The organism is Eubacterium xylanophilum ATCC 35991 (assembly GCF_000518685.1).
Classification (GTDB): domain Bacteria; phylum Bacillota; class Clostridia; order Lachnospirales; family Lachnospiraceae; genus Eubacterium_F; species Eubacterium_F xylanophilum.
In genome coordinates this window covers 40,815-59,785 of sequence record NZ_JAEB01000009.1, presented here as the reverse complement: position 1 = coordinate 59,785, position 18,971 = coordinate 40,815, and the positions used below count along the sequence as shown (strand labels likewise).

The 18,971-nt window shown below is 39.4% G+C and carries 15 protein-coding genes and 1 tRNA gene; 3 read left to right on the top strand and 13 right to left on the bottom strand.

Annotation, left to right across the window (positions count from 1 at the left end; all coding sequences use genetic code 11):
- Window position 1: 1 nt before the first annotated feature.
- The 3 genes from L877_RS0101820 to L877_RS0101810 all read right to left on the bottom strand — a co-directional run bounded on the left by L877_RS0101820 (window position 2) and on the right by L877_RS0101810 (window position 3,270).
- On the bottom strand, window positions 2-1,960 hold the full coding sequence (locus L877_RS0101820; protein ID WP_026834636.1) for an aryl-sulfate sulfotransferase: 1,959 nt from the start codon (window positions 1,958-1,960) through the stop codon (window positions 2-4).
- Between the two features lie 56 nt (window positions 1,961-2,016).
- Window positions 2,017-2,089, bottom strand: a tRNA-Thr gene (locus tag L877_RS0101815).
- A 59-nt stretch (window positions 2,090-2,148) separates the two neighbouring features.
- Entirely contained in the window at window positions 2,149-3,270 is a 1,122-nt protein-coding gene (locus L877_RS0101810; RefSeq protein WP_341349117.1) for a glycosyltransferase family 2 protein, read from the bottom strand.
- A 162-nt stretch (window positions 3,271-3,432) separates the two neighbouring features.
- Between L877_RS0101810 and L877_RS0101805 the strand changes: the two genes are divergently transcribed.
- Window positions 3,433-3,747, top strand: a complete 315-nt coding sequence (locus tag L877_RS0101805) for a hypothetical protein (protein ID WP_026834634.1) — start codon at window positions 3,433-3,435, stop codon at window positions 3,745-3,747.
- Window positions 3,748-3,868: 121 nt separating this feature from the next.
- Here the strand turns inward: L877_RS0101805 and L877_RS0101800 are convergent, their stop codons facing one another.
- The 4 genes from L877_RS0101800 to L877_RS11715 all read right to left on the bottom strand — a co-directional run bounded on the left by L877_RS0101800 (window position 3,869) and on the right by L877_RS11715 (window position 10,074).
- A complete protein-coding gene (locus L877_RS0101800) occupies window positions 3,869-5,212 on the bottom strand; it encodes an SPFH domain-containing protein (protein WP_026834633.1) in 1,344 nt (447 codons plus the stop codon).
- Between the two features lie 577 nt (window positions 5,213-5,789).
- A complete protein-coding gene (gene htpG, locus L877_RS0101795; RefSeq protein WP_026834632.1) occupies window positions 5,790-7,727 on the bottom strand; it encodes a molecular chaperone HtpG in 1,938 nt (645 codons plus the stop codon).
- A gap of 100 nt (window positions 7,728-7,827) precedes the next feature.
- Window positions 7,828-8,274 carry a DUF5721 family protein gene (locus L877_RS0101790; RefSeq protein ID WP_026834631.1) on the bottom strand — a complete coding sequence of 149 codons (447 nt, stop codon included), beginning with the start codon at window positions 8,272-8,274 and terminating at the stop codon, window positions 7,828-7,830.
- Between the two features lie 18 nt (window positions 8,275-8,292).
- On the bottom strand, window positions 8,293-10,074 hold the full coding sequence (locus tag L877_RS11715) for a hypothetical protein (RefSeq protein ID WP_051437605.1): 1,782 nt from the start codon (window positions 10,072-10,074) through the stop codon (window positions 8,293-8,295).
- Window positions 10,075-10,239: 165 nt separating this feature from the next.
- Between L877_RS11715 and L877_RS0101780 the strand changes: the two genes are divergently transcribed.
- Together L877_RS0101780 and L877_RS0101775 are read left to right on the top strand one after the other, a co-directional pair.
- Complete coding sequence (locus tag L877_RS0101780) at window positions 10,240-11,850, top strand: ABC-F family ATP-binding cassette domain-containing protein (protein WP_026834630.1); 1,611 nt, start codon at window positions 10,240-10,242, stop codon at window positions 11,848-11,850.
- 44 nt (window positions 11,851-11,894) lie between these two features.
- On the top strand, window positions 11,895-13,193 hold the full coding sequence (locus tag L877_RS0101775; protein WP_026834629.1) for an HlyC/CorC family transporter: 1,299 nt from the start codon (window positions 11,895-11,897) through the stop codon (window positions 13,191-13,193).
- Between the two features lie 42 nt (window positions 13,194-13,235).
- On the opposite strand, the gene L877_RS0101770 is transcribed toward L877_RS0101775, so the two are convergent.
- From L877_RS0101770 to L877_RS0101745, 6 genes are all read right to left on the bottom strand, one after another.
- Window positions 13,236-13,616, bottom strand: a complete 381-nt coding sequence (locus L877_RS0101770; protein ID WP_026834628.1) for a hypothetical protein — start codon at window positions 13,614-13,616, stop codon at window positions 13,236-13,238.
- Between the two features lie 3 nt (window positions 13,617-13,619).
- The gene (locus L877_RS0101765) at window positions 13,620-14,675 is read right to left on the bottom strand and encodes a hypothetical protein (RefSeq protein WP_026834627.1); all 1,056 of its coding nucleotides are present in this window, start codon (window positions 14,673-14,675) and stop codon (window positions 13,620-13,622) included.
- Window positions 14,668-15,897 carry a hypothetical protein gene (locus L877_RS0101760; protein ID WP_026834626.1) on the bottom strand — a complete coding sequence of 410 codons (1,230 nt, stop codon included), beginning with the start codon at window positions 15,895-15,897 and terminating at the stop codon, window positions 14,668-14,670. The genes L877_RS0101765 and L877_RS0101760 overlap by 8 nt, the downstream gene beginning before the upstream one ends.
- Window positions 15,812-16,714, bottom strand: coding sequence for a hypothetical protein (locus L877_RS0101755; protein WP_026834625.1), 903 nt, complete (start codon window positions 16,712-16,714; stop codon window positions 15,812-15,814). The genes L877_RS0101760 and L877_RS0101755 overlap by 86 nt, the downstream gene beginning before the upstream one ends.
- A 165-nt stretch (window positions 16,715-16,879) precedes the next feature.
- Window positions 16,880-17,587, bottom strand: coding sequence for a hypothetical protein (locus tag L877_RS0101750; RefSeq protein ID WP_026834624.1), 708 nt, complete (start codon window positions 17,585-17,587; stop codon window positions 16,880-16,882).
- Between the two features lie 31 nt (window positions 17,588-17,618).
- Window positions 17,619-18,968: a family 10 glycosylhydrolase gene (locus L877_RS0101745; RefSeq protein WP_026834623.1), complete on the bottom strand. Its 1,350-nt coding sequence runs from the start codon at window positions 18,966-18,968 to the stop codon at window positions 17,619-17,621.
- Window positions 18,969-18,971 lie beyond the last annotated feature (3 nt).

The following is an 18,971-nucleotide window of genomic DNA, read 5'->3' as shown; positions in this document are numbered from 1 at the left end:
CCTACTTTGAAAAACCGGCTTTAGCATCAAGCCACTCACTTCCATATTTAACTACAATCTGGTATTTATCACTCTTCAAGCCACTGAGCGGTATAGCTATATTGTAAGTCTGATTAGCTTTTGACTTCATGCCTTTTCCCGCCTTGGAGTAATCCACCACATAGTTGTACTTATCACCCTGAAATCTCACTTTTGAAATCGCATGGTCACTTGTATGCATATAGAGGATTTCCCCTATGATTTTGAAGCTTACATTGGCATCACTCAACTTACCATCTGCCTTCTTAATTGATTCTACTTTTGTAGGCGCTTGAAGGGTACCCTTGAGGATGTTATCTCCAATTTTCGCTGTTCTACTTAAGTCGTCCCAGTCGATAACCATTTCATATCCGCGATAAAAATACTTGGAAGTGGAATATTGGTTTATCACGGCTCCCGTCTTGTAATCAAACTCATAAATCATACCCTTGCGATTGTCTATCAAAGGATATAGATAACCACCAAATGAAAACATATGCCTTGACTTCTTATCATACATACAATTGGACGTTATAATAGACCTAACCCCCGGGAACACCTTGTCTTGGCGAACTACACCTGTAGACTCATTCACAGTATAAACCATGACATAACTCTGCTCTCTTCCATCAAAGAAATCAACTTTGCGCTTGGTCTGCCAGTGATTATCATAGAGCATTATATGAATTGTATCCTTATCCCCATCAAGATCATAAGGAATCTCATACACGCTATGCTGCTGAAAATGCCATATTATATTCCCCTGTGGCTTTAACACTTTGCTCTCCTGCTTTGTCCCTTTAAACATCTGAGGATTGGCTATAATCCACTTGATTTCATCGGTCTTCCAATCCACCTTTACTGCTGCGTGAACATTTCTCGGAGACAGAAGAATCGAGTTGTCCTTCTCATTATATGACACGGTATTTAGGTGGGCCCAGTCCGTTTTGTCTACGTATGTAGAATCAAAGATTTTACGCATGTCCAGCTCTTTGACTGTCTTGCCGGTTTCTCTATCAATCTCCAAGACAACATCCTCTATATGACCATCTATAGAACTTGAGAGCACTAGTAAATTTCCGCCCTTTGTTTTCTCAATCACCTCGTGGTGAATTCCATTTTTTACAAAGTATATTTGGTATATTCTACCCATGTAGTCCATTTCCCACATCTCAGTAGCCTGTGCCTTTTCCTCTGTCGGCGTTAGACTCGCATCAGTTTGATAGATCAATCTGTTGTTGCTTAACGGGAAGATTCCATATGAACCGGTTGTTTCAGATACAAACCATCTTATATCCCCGTTGCAATCATAGGCAAAAGGATACTTGGTATTCTGTCCTGATACTATCGTCAAGTTGTATGCCGAGCTCTTTCCACCTTTTTCAAGTCTAATAGCATTATCCAAGCACTTTGGAAGCGCTTCTGTCTTCACATCAACTACTGTCGACTTTACCTTTTTCTTCTTGGAATCTGTGATTTCCAACTTGACTTTATTAGTCTTTCCGGGATATAAACCAACTACGGGCACGCGAAAATAGTCCTTTCCGCTTATCTCACCCTTAACATCCGCATTCTCTGTCTTCCCGGGCACAGTGATTTTTACCTTATACTCACCCTTAAGACTAAACATAATATACGCACTTAGAGGAGCGTCACCATATGGATTTACAACCACATATGGCTTACTCACGGAATATTTTCCTTCTTCAAGTTTTTTTACGTATTTTTCTTCAAATTTCTTGATTTTCTGAGGCTTGTAATCTTCTATCTTGATATTGTCGGAAGTTATCTTTGGCGCCTCTCCGATCGCGCCATAACTGATAACTTCTGTGGCATTCTCAGTAACCTCTGTATCTGCGTCCTTTTCACCAGTATTTCCACAAGCTGTCAGCGCAATTCCAAGACAAGTAGCAATCGCGCACAGCATAATTCTCTTTTTCATAGCATGCTCCCTTACTTTATAAAATAAAGGGTGCCAAGAGACACCCTCATAGTTTCAGCTCTCTATCGGACTTGAACCGACGACCTTCTCATTACGAGTGAGACGCACTACCAACTGTGCTAAGAGAGCTAATCAACAAACATTATTATATCGAAAATCCGCCTATTTGTAAAGGAGAAAATCCGCCATCATAACTTTTTTTTGATTTTTCTGAGCCAAAATGGCATATAAATCACCCCTAAAAATGTTCCGATGCCATAGCTTAGGTGAAGGAAAAAGAACATAAAAGGCAAAAGCAGGTCTCTGAACCCACCGCCTTCATTCTTTATAGCCATTGCCGCCATAAGGATTGCCAATAGCCAATATGCTGCCCACATAATAACAGCCAGCACCGGGAATCCAACTGCTGCCAGAATGCTTGTCAAGATAATCCCCAGTACGAAGACAAATGGCACAAAATGATAAATCTTCAAGCAGCCCGGGCAATATCCAAGTGTCAGACCTACCCAATAACCGTTGCCATACTTCTGTTTGCACATCTTCCCAAAACTCGGACGAATCTTCTGATAAGATGATATGGTCGGAAATTTGCAAATCTTATATCCTGCCTGTCTCACTCTGTAGTGAAACTCATTGTCCTCTGTTCTTCCCAGTTCTTCGTTAAAAAATCCAACCTCGTCTAAAACCTTTTTCCTATAGCACCCATGAAACAGTGAACTTACATATTCCTTGGCACTGTCTCTGCGATATCCAGCTATACTACTTCCGAACATGGAATTCTCGGCTCGAAGAAGAACCTCCTGCCACTTGGTCTGATCATATGCCACTGTAGGACGAACTCCTCCCACTACATCTTCACCGCTCTCGAGTGCCAGAACATTTTCCTTCACAAAGTCAGCTGGAATCCTGGCATGGGCATCTACCCTAATCAGAGCTTCCGTTGAAAATGTTCCGATTACTAGGTTCCATCCCGCACTCTGGATCTTCTTGGTATTATCTAAAATCCGGATTCGAAGATACTTGTCCTTCTCCGCTTCCATAAATTCATTCATTATCTTCAATGTTGCATCCGTCGATCCACCGTCCACAAGGATAATCTCCGTCTTTTCTTTGGGATAATCCTGTTTGCGTATGTCATCTAACAATTCCGGGAGATTCCCCTCCTCATTATATGCAACGACACCTACTGTAATATTCAAAAAATCTTCCTTTCCTGTTGATATTCCCCTATAATTATAATACGTTTTTGGGGGTATGACAATCTTTTTTGTCGATTTGGCCGCAATCGCCCTATAAAAGGTATTTTTCATCAGGTTATACTTTTTTTATAGTTTTTTCATTATATTAACATTTCTTTTTTCATAATATTAGTATATAATAAACAAAGTGAAATAAGAAAAAGTTATAGAATTGACGTTTCAATGACCATAGAAAGCCATTGTTAAAGCGTATTCAAAAGGAGGCTTTCCTTTATGGGAAAAAATGATATGACACAACCGGGAAAATATTCCCTTAAGTATGGTTTTAGTCAGATGAGTATGTGGGAAAAGATTTCATACTTTCTTCGACTTATATTACCTATTCTGATATTAGCAAGTGTTTTTATGGGTATATACGGCGTTATCCCCAGTAAAGCATCTAATATAATTTCATTGGTGTTACTTTTTGTCACACTTATACTTTTTGGAATCAACTTGCTGAAGAGTAAATTCTTGTTTGCGGTAGTTTACTTTGGCGCATCCGTGGTTGTACTGATTATTTTGGCAATGATTTGTTTTTTTAGATAGCACAAAAGTCCTTAACTCAGTGAGTTAAGGACTTTTGTGTTGAATTGGAAACGCATATTGCTGGTCTTACTCACGTCGTTCGTAAGACAATAAACGCATACTGTTGGTCTTATTTATTTCATTACTGTATAATATCATTATCATCAAATGGATCTGCACACTCTGGACAGAACTTAGGTGGATTATGAGGATCCTCTGGTTCCCATCCACACTTGTCACATCTGTAAAGTGGTGCTCCTGCTGGCTTTGGCTTTCCACACTCCATACAGAACTTTCCTTTGTTAATTGCTCCACATGAACATGTCCATCCAACTGTATCTGTAGGTCTTGGTTTACCACATTCTTCACAGAATTTACCTGAATTAACTTTGCCACATGAGCATGTCCAACCTGCTGCCGCAGCTGCCGGCTGACTAGCTGGCTGTGCAGCTCCCTGCTGTCCCTGTTGATTCTGCTGATTCTGAGCCATCTGGAAAAGTCCCTGGGCATTCATACCACCTGCCTGAGCAGCCATACCCATTCCCATGAATCCCATCATAGCACCATTTTCATTAGAAGCCGCTGCACGCATCGCATCTGCCTGAGCACCTGTTAGAGTAGCTGCTGCCATAGATGGATCGCGATAAATAGAAGTTCTCTGAGCTTCCTTGAGAAGTTCTGCATCCTCATCTGAAAGAGTGATAGGATTGAGGGCAATTGATACGATTGCAAGACCTCTGAGCTCTTTCCACTGCGCAGTAAGCTTCTCATTCATCGCTGCACACAAATCATCTACATGTGATGGCAATGCTGTAGGTCTAACTCCCTCTTCTGAAATCTTTCCAATTGCAGGCTGCAAAGCATTGATAAACTCTGTCTTCAGCTGATTGTCAATCTCATCTCTCTTATAAATTGACTCAACATTCGCACATACATTGGTATAGAAAAGAAGTGGATCAACAATCTTATATGAATAGATACCATTACATCTGATTGACAAGTCAATGTCAAGATTGATATTCCTATCAACTACTCTAAATGGAATAGGTGTAGGTGTTCCAAACTTGTTGTCCATAAGCTCTTTGGTATTGAAATAGTATACGCGCTGATCCTTTGCTGTATCACCGCCATATGTAAATCTCTTACCTATAGTCTTAAATGTGTTTTTAATTCCCTCTCCAAGTCCACCTGCAAAGATACTTGGCTCTGTTGAGGAATCATATGTAAACTCTCCTGGTTCAGCACAAACCTCAACAATTTTGCCCTGCTCCACGATAATCATACACTGTCCATCTGCAACCGCAATACCAGATCCATTGGAAATAATATTGTCATTGCCATGTGTGTTGGATGATCTTCCACCAACTCTCTTCTGACCTTTGACTACCAAAACGTCCTTCTCAAGGGAGTCGCAGTAGAAAAACTCCTTCCACTGGTCTGCCATTGTGCCACCGGCAGCTCCAACTAATGCTTTTATAAGTCCCATAAATATTCTCCTTTCAGTTTTGATCTCTAGATAATCCTTGTCATACAAAAAGAGATCATTGTATACATTACTATTATACACAATAATCTCTCTAAATGCACTATATTTTTTCTTTTTTTGTCGCTAAGTGTTTTTTATATTTTTTTCTTAACAACCTCTTTTTTCTGATATACGGAAAAAATTTTTAAAATCAGAATTTTTGCCGTATGTTGATCGCATCGTCATTAGTTCGTACAAGCATTTTTATAACAAATACGGAAATATTGATTATAATCCATAAATTAGCCGTACTATGGTAACTAATCTCCAAACAAGTTATACATTATTCGATGGCAAGTACGGCTAATATTCTTGTTTTCTCAATTCTAGCCGTATTCCCCTCCAAATTACCGTAACAAAACTCCATCCACCTTCTAACAATACGGCTAGAATTCCAATTTATGCCAATCTAGCCGTATTCCCGCCCAAAAAAGCTGGACACAAACTAATAATATCATATTTTAATAAATTCCAATCACAAAAGCAGTATTTGTCTCTTCAGAAACAAATACTGCTTAATTCTCTATATCTCACACTATTACTTCTTTGCTAACATTGACATAATCTCATTACTTCTCAGGATAAACTCGCTCATTTTCTCTGGAGCAAGTGGTCTGTTGCTGATAAGTGCCAAGTCATACAATTGCTTGCAGAACAAATCTGCGTTTTCTGACTTCTTATTGTCTAGCAAATACTTAACCAACTCATTGTTCAAGTTGAGGACAAGTGTCTCTCCGCCCATGTCAGGCATCTCTCCCATTCCACCTACAGAATACATTCTCATCATATCCTGCATTCTTCTGGTCTCCTCTGACATGGTAATCATTGATGCGATCTTCTCATCTTTGAGCTTCTCAACCTTAACTTCTAATTTGTCATTGTCAAGAGCCTTTTTGAAGAGTTTGGAGAGGCTTTCTCCGTCTTTCTTGATCTCTTCTTCATCGACTTCTTCTTTGAAATCCTCAGTAACCTCAGCATCAATTCTCATAAACTTGATTGGGTCGTCTCCCATTTCAAGGCTTGAGATAAACGGCTGGTCTATGCTACTTGTCATGACAAATGCATTCTTGCCCTGTTCACGGAACATCTTTACATATTGTCCTTGCTGAACCATATCAGTTACATAGTAGATTGTAGCTTTTGGTGGTTCTGCTGCCTCAGCATTTTCCGCATTGTCGTCCTTGCTCTCCTCTGCCTTTTCTGGCTCAGGGAGATCGATAGTCTCGAGGTACTCTTTCATTGTCATATACTTGTCATCAAGGTCCTTGAAAAGTACATACTCACGTACTTTCTCTCTGAACTTATCATCCTTTAGACAACCATATTTGATAAATGGGCTGATGTCATCCCAGTATTTCTCGAAATTTTCACGCTCAACTTTGCACATACCGGTAAGCTTATCTGCCACTTTCTTTGTGATGTAATCAGAAATTTTTGTGACAAATCCATCATTCTGCAAAGCACTACGTGACACGTTAAGTGGCAAATCCGGACAATCAATAACACCCTTCAAGAGCATCAAGAATTCAGGAATTACCTCCTTGATATTGTCGGCAATAAATACCTGATTATTGTAGAGCTTAATCACGCCCTCAGCGTTTTCATACTCAAGATTTACCTTAGGGAAATAGAGAATTCCCTTCAGATTGAATGGATAGTCCATATTGAGGTGAATCCAGAAAAGAGGCTCCTTGTAGTCATTGAAGACTTTTCTGTAGAACTCCTTGTACTCATCTTCGGTACACTCATTGGGATGCTTCGCCCACAGAGGATTGGTATCATTAATTGCTTCAGGCTCCTTAACCTCTTTTTCCTCGCCTTCTTTTGGCTCCTCTGGTTTTTGATTCTCATTGATGAGATAAATCTCGATAGGCATGAATGAGCAATACTTATTGAGTACCTCTCTAACTCTGTACTCATTGGAAAACTCATAGCTATCTTCATTTAGGTGAAGGATAATCTGAGTTCCATTGTCCTCTTTGTCACATTCGTCCATCTCAAACTCTGTACCACTCTCAGATTCCCAGTGAACTGCCGCCTCGTCTTCTTTGTAGGATTTTGTATTAATCTCAACGCGATCAGCCACCATAAATGCCGAGTAGAATCCCAAACCAAAATGTCCGATAATCTGATCTTCACTTGACTTATCCTTGTACTTCTCTATAAAGTCAGTCGCTCCGGAAAATGCAATCTGGTTGATGTACTCCTTAACTTCATCCTTGGTCATTCCAAGTCCATTGTCTGTAAATGTTATAGTCTTCTTTTCCGCATTTATTGACACATCAACTCGCGCCTTATAATCATCTGGGAAGTCATACTCTCCCATAATATCTAGTTTTTTTAGCTTAGTAATTGCATCACATGCGTTACTTACAAGCTCTCTGATAAAAATGTCGTGGTCAGAATACAACCACTTTTTTATTATCGGAAATATATTATCCGAATCAATTGCTAAGTTTCCCTGTTCTTTAGCCACAATAATCACTCTCCTAAATTTTCTCTTTTCTTTTGGGCATTTTTACACCCTGATATCATCATAATACTTCTTTTTTGACTTGTCAAGAATTTTTTAGCACTCAAGGAGATTGAGTGCTAATAATCTTCTTTATGAAATTTTCTACATTTTCATCCCAAAGTCTCTCAGCCGTCTTATCAAGCGAAAATTCTCTTGGAGTATACGTGCTCATGACGCTGAGATTGCCATCCTCAAACTGGATTCGCAGTCCTCTCGAGCCCCCGGCACTGTCGTGACTTACAAACTGGATTCGCAACAATTCCGGAGTATTTTCCCCTTTTATAAGCGAGAATATAACTTGTCTTATATCTCTCCAGTATACAAACTCCTCTTCAGCATAGGCCTCTTTTGCCACGTCATCCAGCCATCCTGCGTTGACTTTACCATTTATTGAATACGAAATCAAAGTCTTTATATCAATGTCGGCAACGCAAAACTTGTCAAAAGTCTCCGCCCAAAACAGGTTTTTCATGAAAACTCTGACTTCATCAACTTCTATCAATTTCATAGCTAAATGCTCCTAATCTTAATCATGCTCAAATACCACTATAGACCGTGGCTCCACATCATATGTCTTCTTGGCGGAAATCGAGCCTTTTTTCTCCTCAGTGCTCATAAGCACCTTCCAATCGCCCTTTCCAATCTCCGGCAAGTAGAATTCATGGCTGTCCCAGTGGAAATTAAACAAGATATATATGCTCTTGCCCTCGTAGTAACTTCCGTAAAAAAGCACCCCCAACTCTCTGCTGTAATACGAAAAATCTGTAACCCAAGGCTCTCGTCCGTGATTTGATATCCCCGGCAAACCAACGCCCTTTGAATCAAGGGTTGTCAGCTCATCACAGTAAAATACTCCGCACTGCTTCCTAAAGGCAATCAACTTCTTTACAAACTCAAATGTCTCCACATTCTTCTCAAGACCACTCCAGTCAACCCAAGTCGTGGTATTGTCAAGGCAGTATGCATTATTATTTCCTTTTTGCGTTCTACCAAACTCATCTCCCGCCAAAATCATAGGTGTTGCTAGTCCAAGCAATAACATTGAAAAAGCATTCTTTGTCTGCTTAAAGCGCATCTTCTGCACAACTTTCTTGCGGCTCGGTCCTTCCTGACCACAGTTCCAACTGTAATTATACTCTGTTCCATCGTAGTTTTTCTCACCGTTGGAATCATTGTGCTTAACATCATAGGAAACCAAATCTCTTAGGGTAAATCCACTCTTCTGTGTGATATAGTGAACAATTGATACATCTCCTGCCTTTTGCTTAAACTCATTGAAAAAGTCGTAGACCTGCCCCTCATCACTCTTCAAAAATCTTCTAGATATCGTGAGAAACTCATCATTGTAATTTGCAAATATCTCACTGCTCGCCTTTCCACCTGACGTATTCCAGTAGTTCCCCAAAAACTTGCAATGCCTGAGTATCGGATCATTTTCAACTAAATCCGCTTTAATAATATTGGTATCAACCAAAAAGCCATCTATGTGATATTCGATGGCATAAAATCTAAGACATTCCGTGATAAACTCCACAGTCTTGTCGGCCAGATGCATATCGAGGATAACATTAAAACCATTCATATGGAGTGCTTTTATCATCTCTTTGCACTCTGTTACAGCCTCCTCAGGATTCGAAGCATAGGAGGCCTTAGGTGCAAAGTAGCATGCATCTTTCGTATATCCCCAAAAATTAATCTTTTTTTCTTTGCTCTTTGCTTCTTCAGCCGTCATAATCTCATTGAAATCGTAGATTGGGAGAAATATAATTGTATTCACCCCAAGCTCTTTGAGATATGAGATTTTTTCTTTGAAGCCCAAAAATGTTCCGGGGTGCTTTACTCCCGAACTGGAGTGCTTGGTAAATCCTCTCAGGTGACACTGGTACATGATCATTTCCTTGAAGGGAATATGCTTCCTTCTCTCGCCAGACCAATTGAAATCGTCAAACACAAAGCATCCCCTGATATCTTTGCCCTTCTTGCCGAACTTCTGGCGACCACTTATGAGCCTTGGATATTGATCCACAAAATGCACTCTGTCAGATTCAAAATTATAGGTCACGCCCTCTAGTTCTCCTCGAATGTCACTAGCTTCAAGTCGCACACTAAAAAAATCTGTCGCGCCGAAGCTCTTCCCAGAAAACATCTTTATCTTCTCTATGCACTTGTTGTCCTTGTACAGGCAAAGATTGCAACGCTTTGCATCTTTTCTCCAAACTGCGAACTGAACATATCCGAATTTTTCTGACAAATCTATGCCTTCCCGCATCATATCTGATTCAGAAATTTTAAAGTTTTTTAGATTCATTAGTTATCCTCCAAGCTACTAAAATTGTGCTATCCTTACCCATTTTACCATAAATTTTCAATCCTCTCAACAAAAAGAATTCATATTTATTTACAAAAACACTTGCAAAATCCCGTATTTTTAGTAAAATAGTAGGAGAATTCAAAATTATGTGAGGAGATAAAAATGATTCAAGCAAGTAACGTTACACTTAGATTTGGTAAAAAAGCACTTTTTGAAGAAGTGAATATTAAATTTACAGAAGGTAACTGCTATGGCATCATCGGTGCCAACGGTGCAGGAAAATCCACATTTCTCAAGATTTTATCAGGAGAATTGGAGCCTACACAGGGTGAAATCTCTATGACACCCGGGCAGAGATTGTCTGTATTGGAACAGGATCACTTTAAATACGATGACAATATTGTCCTCGATACAGTAATCATGGGAAACCAGAGACTCTACGACATCATGAAGGAAAAGGATGCCATCTATGCCAAGGAAGATTTTAGCGAGGAAGACGGTATCCGCGCCAGTGAATTAGAGGCAGAGTTTGCTACCATGAACGGATGGGAAGCAGAGTCAGATGCTGCAACTCTTCTCAATGGTCTTAATATCGAGACCGAGTTGCACTACAAAAAGATGAGTGAATTAGCCGATCCCGATAAGGTAAAGGTTCTTCTCGCAAGAGCGCTTTTCGGAAATCCAGATATTCTTCTTCTCGACGAGCCAACTAACCACCTCGACCTTGACGCTATCAGATGGTTAGAAGAGTTCCTCATAGACTTCGACAATACCATCATCGTCGTATCCCATGACAGATACTTCCTGAATAAGGTATGTACACATACTGTTGATATCGACTATGCTAAGATGCAGCTCTATGCCGGAAACTATGACTTCTGGTATGAGTCAAGTCAGCTGATGATCAAGCAGATGAAGGAAGCAAACAAGAAAAAGGAAGAAAAAATCAAGGAACTCCAGGAGTTTATCCAGAGGTTTAGCGCCAATGCTTCCAAGTCAAAACAGGCTACATCTAGAAAGAGAGCTCTCGAAAAAATCGAGCTTGATGAGCTCAGACCTTCTAGTAGAAAGTATCCTTATGTGGACTTTAAGCCTGATCGTGAGATCGGAAACGAGGTACTCACAGTTACAAATCTTTCAAAGACAATTGATGGCGAGAAAGTACTTGATAACATATCATTTACTGTTGGCCATGACGATAAAATCGCATTTGTTGGTTCCTATGGGATTGCAGCAACTACACTCTTCCAGATTCTCTCAGGAGAGATGGAGCCGGATGAAGGCGATTACAAATGGGGAATCACAACTAGCCAGGCATATTTTCCTAAGGACAACACCAAGGACTTTGACAGCACAGATACAATTGTAGATTGGCTTATGCCATACTCACCTGAAAAGGATGCCACATATGTACGTGGTTTCCTCGGAAGAATGCTCTTCAGAGGTGAAGATGGACTCAAGAAGGTAAATGTTCTCTCAGGAGGAGAGAAAGTTCGTGTAATGCTTTCAAAGATGATGATGCTTGGGGCAAACTGCCTCATGTTGGATGAGCCTACAAACCACTTGGACATGGAGTCAATCACTTCTGTCAACAATGGTTTGATTAAGTTCCCTGGTATTGTACTTTTCACATCCCAGGACCACCAGTTCATCCAGACAATTGCTAACCGAATTATCGAGATTACTCCTAACGGGATGATTGACAAGGTTTCCACCTATGATGAGTACCTTGACAGCGATGAGATGGCTAGAAAGCGTCAGGCATTGAACTAATTTTTGTTGTAATATATTTATTATTTTGATTGGAGTGATAATTTTTGGGGCCCAGTGACACGATAACTGCAATAATTATAGTTTTGTTACTTGTATTATCGGGATTCTTTTCATCGGCAGAAACTGCCTTGACAACAGCAAACAGCCTAAAACTTAGGTCGCTTGCTGACAACGGCAATAAATCTGCCAAAACCGTATTGAAACTCAGGGAAAAATCGGCGAAGATGTTGAGCGCAATACTTATTTGCAATAATATTGTAAACCTCAGCGCTTCATCTCTCGTGACATCTTTTGCATATAGAATATGCAATAACCTGGGTATTGAACGCAATACAAGTCTTGTAGTCGGAATCTCTACCGGAGTTCTTACGCTGCTTGTTCTCATCTTTGGGGAAATAACTCCAAAGACAACTGCCGCACTATATCCGGAGAAGTTATCCTTGCGCTACGGGAGAGTCATATTATTTATAACCAGAGTTTTAACTCCTATTATTTTTATAGTCAATACGCTGACAAAGGCAGTTCTCTTTATCTTGAGAATAGATCCTAATAATTCTCATCAAAAGATAACAGAGGACGAGTTGAAAACCTTTGTGGATGTCAGTCACGAGGAAGGTGTAATCGAAAGCGAAGAGCGCGAGATGATTACAAATATCGTGGAATTCGGTGATACAATTGCCAAGGATGTCATGATTCCTCGACTGGACATCAACATGGTCGAAGCATCCATCACATATCAGGATTTGGAGGAGGAATTCAACGAGTGCAAATTTGCTCGAATGCCTGTTTACTCTGAATCAATTGATAATATTATCGGAATTATCAATCTCAAGGACTTCTTCTTCTACGACGGAGACCAAGATAGCTTTGATATAAATAGTCTCATCAGAGAGGCAAACTTTACATACGAGTACAAGAACGTATCAGAATTGTTTATGGAGATGAGAAAAGACTCTATCCCTATGACAATCGTTCTCGATGAGTATGGTGCTCTTTCAGGTCTTATAACCATGGAAGATCTCGTAGAAGAGATCGTCGGAGAAATTCGAGATGAGTATGATGAGGACGAGGAAGACGAGATTCAAAAGATAAACGAAAACGAGTATATCGTGCTCGGATCCGCGCCTACAGACGATCTCAATGAAACTCTCGGCCTTCCAATCGACTCAGATGAATACGATTCTATCTCCGGTCATGTCATAAAGCTTCTCGAGCATTTTCCTGATCCGGGAGAAAGTGCCGAGGATGAATATGCAACATATACGGTTATCGAAGCTGAGAAAAATCGTATTGATAAGGTGCATATATTGCTAAAATCACCGGAGACTAGCGAAGATGATTAATAAATCTTTAGAACCACTGTCTATTGCGCAGTGGTTCTTGTTTTACGAGAAACACATACTGCTGGCTCCCATATCCGATAAACTCAACTTGACAGTATAATATTTCCCAAAACATGTCCAATAATTAACATATTCACTTACCTCCAATACCATCCCCTTTCCCTGCTCTTTCTCAAGCAGCCTGATCTTAATGTGAGACTCCTCCGCACTTAGAAGGTATTCTTCCATGAAAAAAGCCATAAACTCATTGCTGCCATCCAGCACATCTTTTCCAATCTTTTCCAGCTCAACCAGTGCATAGGCACTTGCTCTATTAACTCTCCCCTCCACTTCTCTCTGAACCCTGTAATAGCCATAACAAGCGCAAACTAGCATAGATGAGCTCATAAGCAGCGCCAATACTAGACAAACCTTACCATGCATCTTCTATATTTTCCCTTCATAGTACATTTCCTCACCTAAAATATTCTTTCCCGCATCAAGAGATACTACATAGCTCTCTGCCCCCGAGACTCTCTGTATATGCACTTCATATCCCTTTTCTCTGGATTTACTGATACAGGACTCAATCACTCCCTCTTCCGCCCCTTTTAGGCAGAGATTTTCCTGAATTTTATAGAGTTCCAGCCTGGCATTTTCCTTCTGTATCTGACTATAATTAGTCACTAAAACGATCCCCATAGTCCCGGAGAATATCAAGACAAATATTCCAACAAGAATCTTAGACACAAGCCTTTTTACCACGCTTTGTCGACTTGAATTACCTGTCTTTTTATATCTTAACAAATTGTTAATTTCATTTTCCAATTCGCTTGTCGAAACCACTATTCTTTTATCAACAGAATACAACCACATGACCATGTCTTTGATATAATTTTTCCACCCGCTGCTTTCCAGATACTTTCTCTGAATATTTGACAGAAAATTATCATAGGGTAGAAATTCATCCGGGAAATCACAAATATCATCTATAAAACACTCTATATCTCGCTTCACTAGACTCTCCTGGTCAGCTATCAATCCACATCTAAAGGCATCCAGCTTTCTATAACCAAGACCAAGATAATAGATAGTTCTAAGATACCAGCGAAGAAGATATCTCTCTTCTTCATTTCCCTCTTTCAACATTCTCTCCATCTCATCATAACTCTCTGACAAAGTGACAAATAACTCAAAGCAGGTATCGTATTTACATACATATCGCTGACAATCTGTAAGGACCTGGTGAATATCCGTCACAATCGGCGAGTTAAAGAGCTTTTCCACCCATTCAAGCACCTCTTCTTCACACGATATATCATGACAATTTTCATCCTGATATCTGGCAAATATTCCGGCTATACGAATCCCTGTATTCTCTCTGTCAACATACGTATAATATGCTTCTATGGCTTTCATTATACTCTTATGAACTCTAAAAAACCTTGTTATACTGGCAATATATAACGAAACATTCACTTTGTGGTTCCCACCACTATTCATAATAGTTCACCTTCCCTTCATTCTCACTGTGATAATCTCTGATAACTTTAATCCTGGCATCATATATATCATCCATGCTATATTCCTTATCGACAGCCCTTTGATTTGACGGATTAATTGGCTTTTTAATTGGCTTTATTGATGGCTTTATATTTTCGCTGATTGATGGTGTCGGTGCGCTTGAAACCTTTACTATTTTCTTACTCGGTCTAACAGTTGGACGTACTGTAGGTCGTACTGTAGGTCGTACTGTGGGCATTATTGTCGTTTTTGCCGCAGGTTCCCTCGTTGGCGCAATCGTAGGTAGCGTCTTTGTCCTTATCCTAGGAGTCGGCACTATTCGTTCCCTTGCCTTGGGTGTAGATGTTGGTATTGCTCTGGCCTTCTTCTTCTTAAAACCTCTGATTTCCACACCAACATCCAAATCATTTTTGGGACCATGAGAGATAAATATACTATCTTTTTCACAAAAAATATTGTTGGTATGAACGGATCTTGAAGCCTTAGAGCCAATCATCCTGATAATATTCTTCTCAATTTTCCCGGAATTATATACTAGTTTCCCCTTAGAATATATGCCTCCCCCGCGACGTTTTTTCGAAGATAATATGGCATTATCTGTCACAAAACATCTGTCTAATATTGCCACTCCACCTGAATTAATCTTAAGACCAGCTCCATTTTCAGATGACATATTATCCTTGATAATTCCGGAAGTAATTATGAGTTTTCCTCCTCTCATAACTTCAATTCCACCACCACCGGATGTAAGGTTATAACAATAATTCTCCTTTATTGTAGAATTATCTGTCAAAGATAATACACCTGACATAACTCTAATAACCCTTGATATCCTTCCTCGGTATCCATCCAGCTTCTTCCCCGCTCCGTTCAATGTAAGACGACGAAGACCTAAGTATTCTCCGGAAGCAACAATGCAATTTCCGGTAAAACCCTTTCCCCCGTCAATCTTTCTTATAAGCGAATATCTTCCATCGCCGTCTACAACCTTCTTTCCCCTAGCTGTAAGTGTTCTGCCTATATAAATATTTGACCCAAGAGATATAGATATAGTTTTCTCGGAAGCAAGAGCACTGTGAAGTTCCTCTTCAGTATAAACCGTACAGGAATTGGTACTAGTAAGCGAGCTGTGCTGCACTTGGGAAAAAACCGTTATAGCTATTAATGCCAATGCCAATGTCCATCTCTTCACTATTGTCATATTCCTCCATTCCACTGAGTTTTAACTCCACGCTGTTGGCATACTTCCAAACAGCCTCCGCAGAGGCCTTGATACTCCTATAAAACTTGGTATTTTCATTGATATTAAGTAAAAAATCGCGCAATTCACCCTCTGAATATGCGTCCATAAACCTTGCATTATAGGGTACCACACCGATTCTGTTGGAATCAATGGAATATTTTTTCTTGATATATTCTTTTGTAAATTTGGATCTATCATCGTATTTTCCGATGAGTATAAAAGACTTCTTCTGTATCTCCGAGAAGTTTTTAATAAATTGTGAGATTGCCAGATTGTTCTGATATAGATTAACTACTACCATGTCCGCTCTTTGTAGTATAATCCTCGAACTCTCCAAATTTGTAGAGGAGAGATCAATATATATGTTTGAAAAATAGTCTTCCAGTTCATTTAACAGAGTATTGGCGAGCCCCTTAAGTCTATACTCAAGGAGTTCATAATTATTGCCCCCCATGGGCAGGTAAAATAGTTTGTCCTCATATATCTCAATACATGAGTTCTTTACAATTGGTTGGCTCAACCTGCTTGTCTGGTTGAACTTACTGAGCATACAACTAAGTCCATTCTCAGCGAAGTACTTCCACTTTCTGTTGTAACTCAGCGATAGTTCCGGCGAAATTGCCGAGTTGCCTATGTTGTTAATATTGGGATGATTCTCCATCAATAAAACTCTTTCGTTTCTCGATATGGCATTCAACAATCCCAAAGAAATAGTATTACTTGTAACTCCGGCCTTACCCGGAGCATTCCCCCAAAACGCTATTATCAAATTCATATTCCCCCTTATTATAAATAATCGCCCCTTGTAATTATCCTATGGCATCCTGCCATTCCCTCTTGGGAACAATAATTACTAGGAACGATTTTAATATTATCATCTTTTGGAGACAATGTAAATTGTCATTATTTCACAAATAATAATTTTGAATTTTATAACGTATTACATAGTTGTTTTTTCATCAGCTCCGCCAATCCAACCATTTTTATCACGAAGTTTGCGCTCTTTGAACTTGATGATTTCACTCTGCCCTATGTATTCTCTCGTCTTAATTAGATTATAAGCAACGATAATTGCTATCCCAATTAAGAAACCTTTGTAAATATATGCCACGGTAAAATGGCCTACAAATGTCAATAAAACAATAAATACTCTAGCTCCGACTCCTATCCACCAACAGAAGAGAATTCTAGTATTAGTTCCTCTATTTACATGAACATCTGTGCTAATTATGGTCGAATAAAGAATGATATACTCCAATAACACCTTTGCCGCAAATAAGCCAAAGTATGACAGGAAAATCCATATAACAAGCCAAGGCCCCTGCTCAAAGTATCCGGAAAACCTCAGGCATACAAGAGCTGCAACTGCCGCAATCCACACAGGAATGGCATAAAAGTATTGCTTGTTATGCTTAATAACAAGAATAACTCCTACGAGCAACAGCGCCAGTCCAATCACATCGGAGAATATATCGAATCTAATAGATGTTCCGAGAATATTTTCCACTGTATACTTTTGTATAGATGGACTGAGTGCAAATTTTCCAACATCACCATTGACATTAAAAGCCGGGTAAGCTACGGTCGATGCCACATTGATGTCCACCATCGTTAATATTAATCCAACAGCTATTAATATTATTCCCATATTGATTCCACATTATCCTTTCTAAAAATGGTTACTGAATAACCAACTTGATTTTCTTTTTTGTATATTTATTCTTAGCGGTAATAGTGCAAACACCCGCTTTTTTCGCCACTACAATACCCTTCTTGGTAACCTTTGCAACAGATTTATTACTTGATTTCCAAGTAACTCTCTGCGTCAGAACGTATGGCCAAACTGAAGCTTTAAATGCTCGTCTGGTTCCCGCTTTGAATCCTATAGGATTGCAGATAAGCGATATCTTGGCAATTGCCTTGAGCATGTTCTTGACTTCCTTTTTTGACGACTTCAAGAACAAATTATCAAAGGCAAACAGTGAGTATCCGTTAAGCTTAGCTTTTCTTGTTTTCTTGATTTGATTGGCAATATTCTTACTCGACTTCTTCCAACCGCGGTCAAGAGAATCATAGATTCCGGTTTTATATACACCAAGACCTATCACAAGTTTTACATTTGGAGTCTTGCGAAGTTTCTTCCACTGCTTTAGCCTTTTGCTGAACATTTTCACATTCTTCTTGCCAACTCTATAGGTGTCAGACCAATAGATCTGAGGAATGATATAATCAACATATCCATCATTTGCCATCCAGGTCTTCACGTCAGCACCTATGGATTCACACAATTCTACATTTCCCGCAGGACTTATTCCAAACTTTATGTTTGAATCAAAGTTTTTGATAACGCCCCTAACCCTCTTAACCATGTTGTTGACATAGATCTTTTTAACTGTTTTGGAAATACCTTTGTACTTTTTGTACTGCTTGTGAGAAGAATATGGGAAAAAATAGTCATCAAACTGAATTCCGTCAACATCGTATTCCTGTATCACTTCATTAACTGCCTTCACAATTCTATCCTGAGTTGACTGAAGTGTGGGATTCAATATCTTCTTTTGAGTAACTCTATACGGATTGAACCACGCATGAAAAGCGAGCTTGTACTTATGAGCACGCTCTACCAATATTGACAGTGGGTCATATGATAGTCGCTTTGTCGCAATATAGGAACTCATCTTAAAAGTATCCGATTGCCATACAGCATCATCAAAAGACCTTACGTGAAAGAATACAGTATTGCATCCGTTATTACGTATTTTTTTCATCATCTTGTCTGCATTCAGACGAAACTGAGTCTCTGATTTATTCTTGAGATGATATTTGTCAAAATCATAAAAACAAACCCAAACTCCCCTCATCTCTCCTGTGGGATTATAGTATGTTCTTCCCGGTCTATTATTACTCCCGGAGAATGCATCAGAATCAAATATAGTCAAAGCCTTTGCTTCTCTATAACCTATACTTTCGCCGCTATATAACGATATTACAAGAGCAAATATCATTACATAACATATCATTTTTTTCATTTA

Coding starts and splice junctions, on each gene's coding strand:
- L877_RS0101820 (WP_026834636.1), bottom strand. CDS start 1,960: ATGAAAAAGAGAATTATGCTGTGCGCGATTGCTACTTGTCTTGGAATT.
- L877_RS0101810 (WP_341349117.1), bottom strand. CDS start 3,270: ATGAAAAATACCTTTTATAGGGCGATTGCGGCCAAATCGACAAAAAAG.
- L877_RS0101805 (WP_026834634.1), top strand. CDS start 3,433: ATGGGAAAAAATGATATGACACAACCGGGAAAATATTCCCTTAAGTAT.
- L877_RS0101800 (WP_026834633.1), bottom strand. CDS start 5,212: ATGGGACTTATAAAAGCATTAGTTGGAGCTGCCGGTGGCACAATGGCA.
- L877_RS0101790 (WP_026834631.1), bottom strand. CDS start 8,274: ATGAAATTGATAGAAGTTGATGAAGTCAGAGTTTTCATGAAAAACCTG.
- L877_RS11715 (WP_051437605.1), bottom strand. CDS start 10,074: ATGAATCTAAAAAACTTTAAAATTTCTGAATCAGATATGATGCGGGAA.
- L877_RS0101780 (WP_026834630.1), top strand. CDS start 10,240: ATGATTCAAGCAAGTAACGTTACACTTAGATTTGGTAAAAAAGCACTT.
- L877_RS0101770 (WP_026834628.1), bottom strand. CDS start 13,616: ATGCATGGTAAGGTTTGTCTAGTATTGGCGCTGCTTATGAGCTCATCT.
- L877_RS0101765 (WP_026834627.1), bottom strand. CDS start 14,675: ATGAATAGTGGTGGGAACCACAAAGTGAATGTTTCGTTATATATTGCC.
- L877_RS0101760 (WP_026834626.1), bottom strand. CDS start 15,897: ATGACAATAGTGAAGAGATGGACATTGGCATTGGCATTAATAGCTATA.
- L877_RS0101755 (WP_026834625.1), bottom strand. CDS start 16,714: ATGAATTTGATAATAGCGTTTTGGGGGAATGCTCCGGGTAAGGCCGGA.
- L877_RS0101750 (WP_026834624.1), bottom strand. CDS start 17,587: ATGGGAATAATATTAATAGCTGTTGGATTAATATTAACGATGGTGGAC.
- L877_RS0101745 (WP_026834623.1), bottom strand. CDS start 18,968: ATGAAAAAAATGATATGTTATGTAATGATATTTGCTCTTGTAATATCG.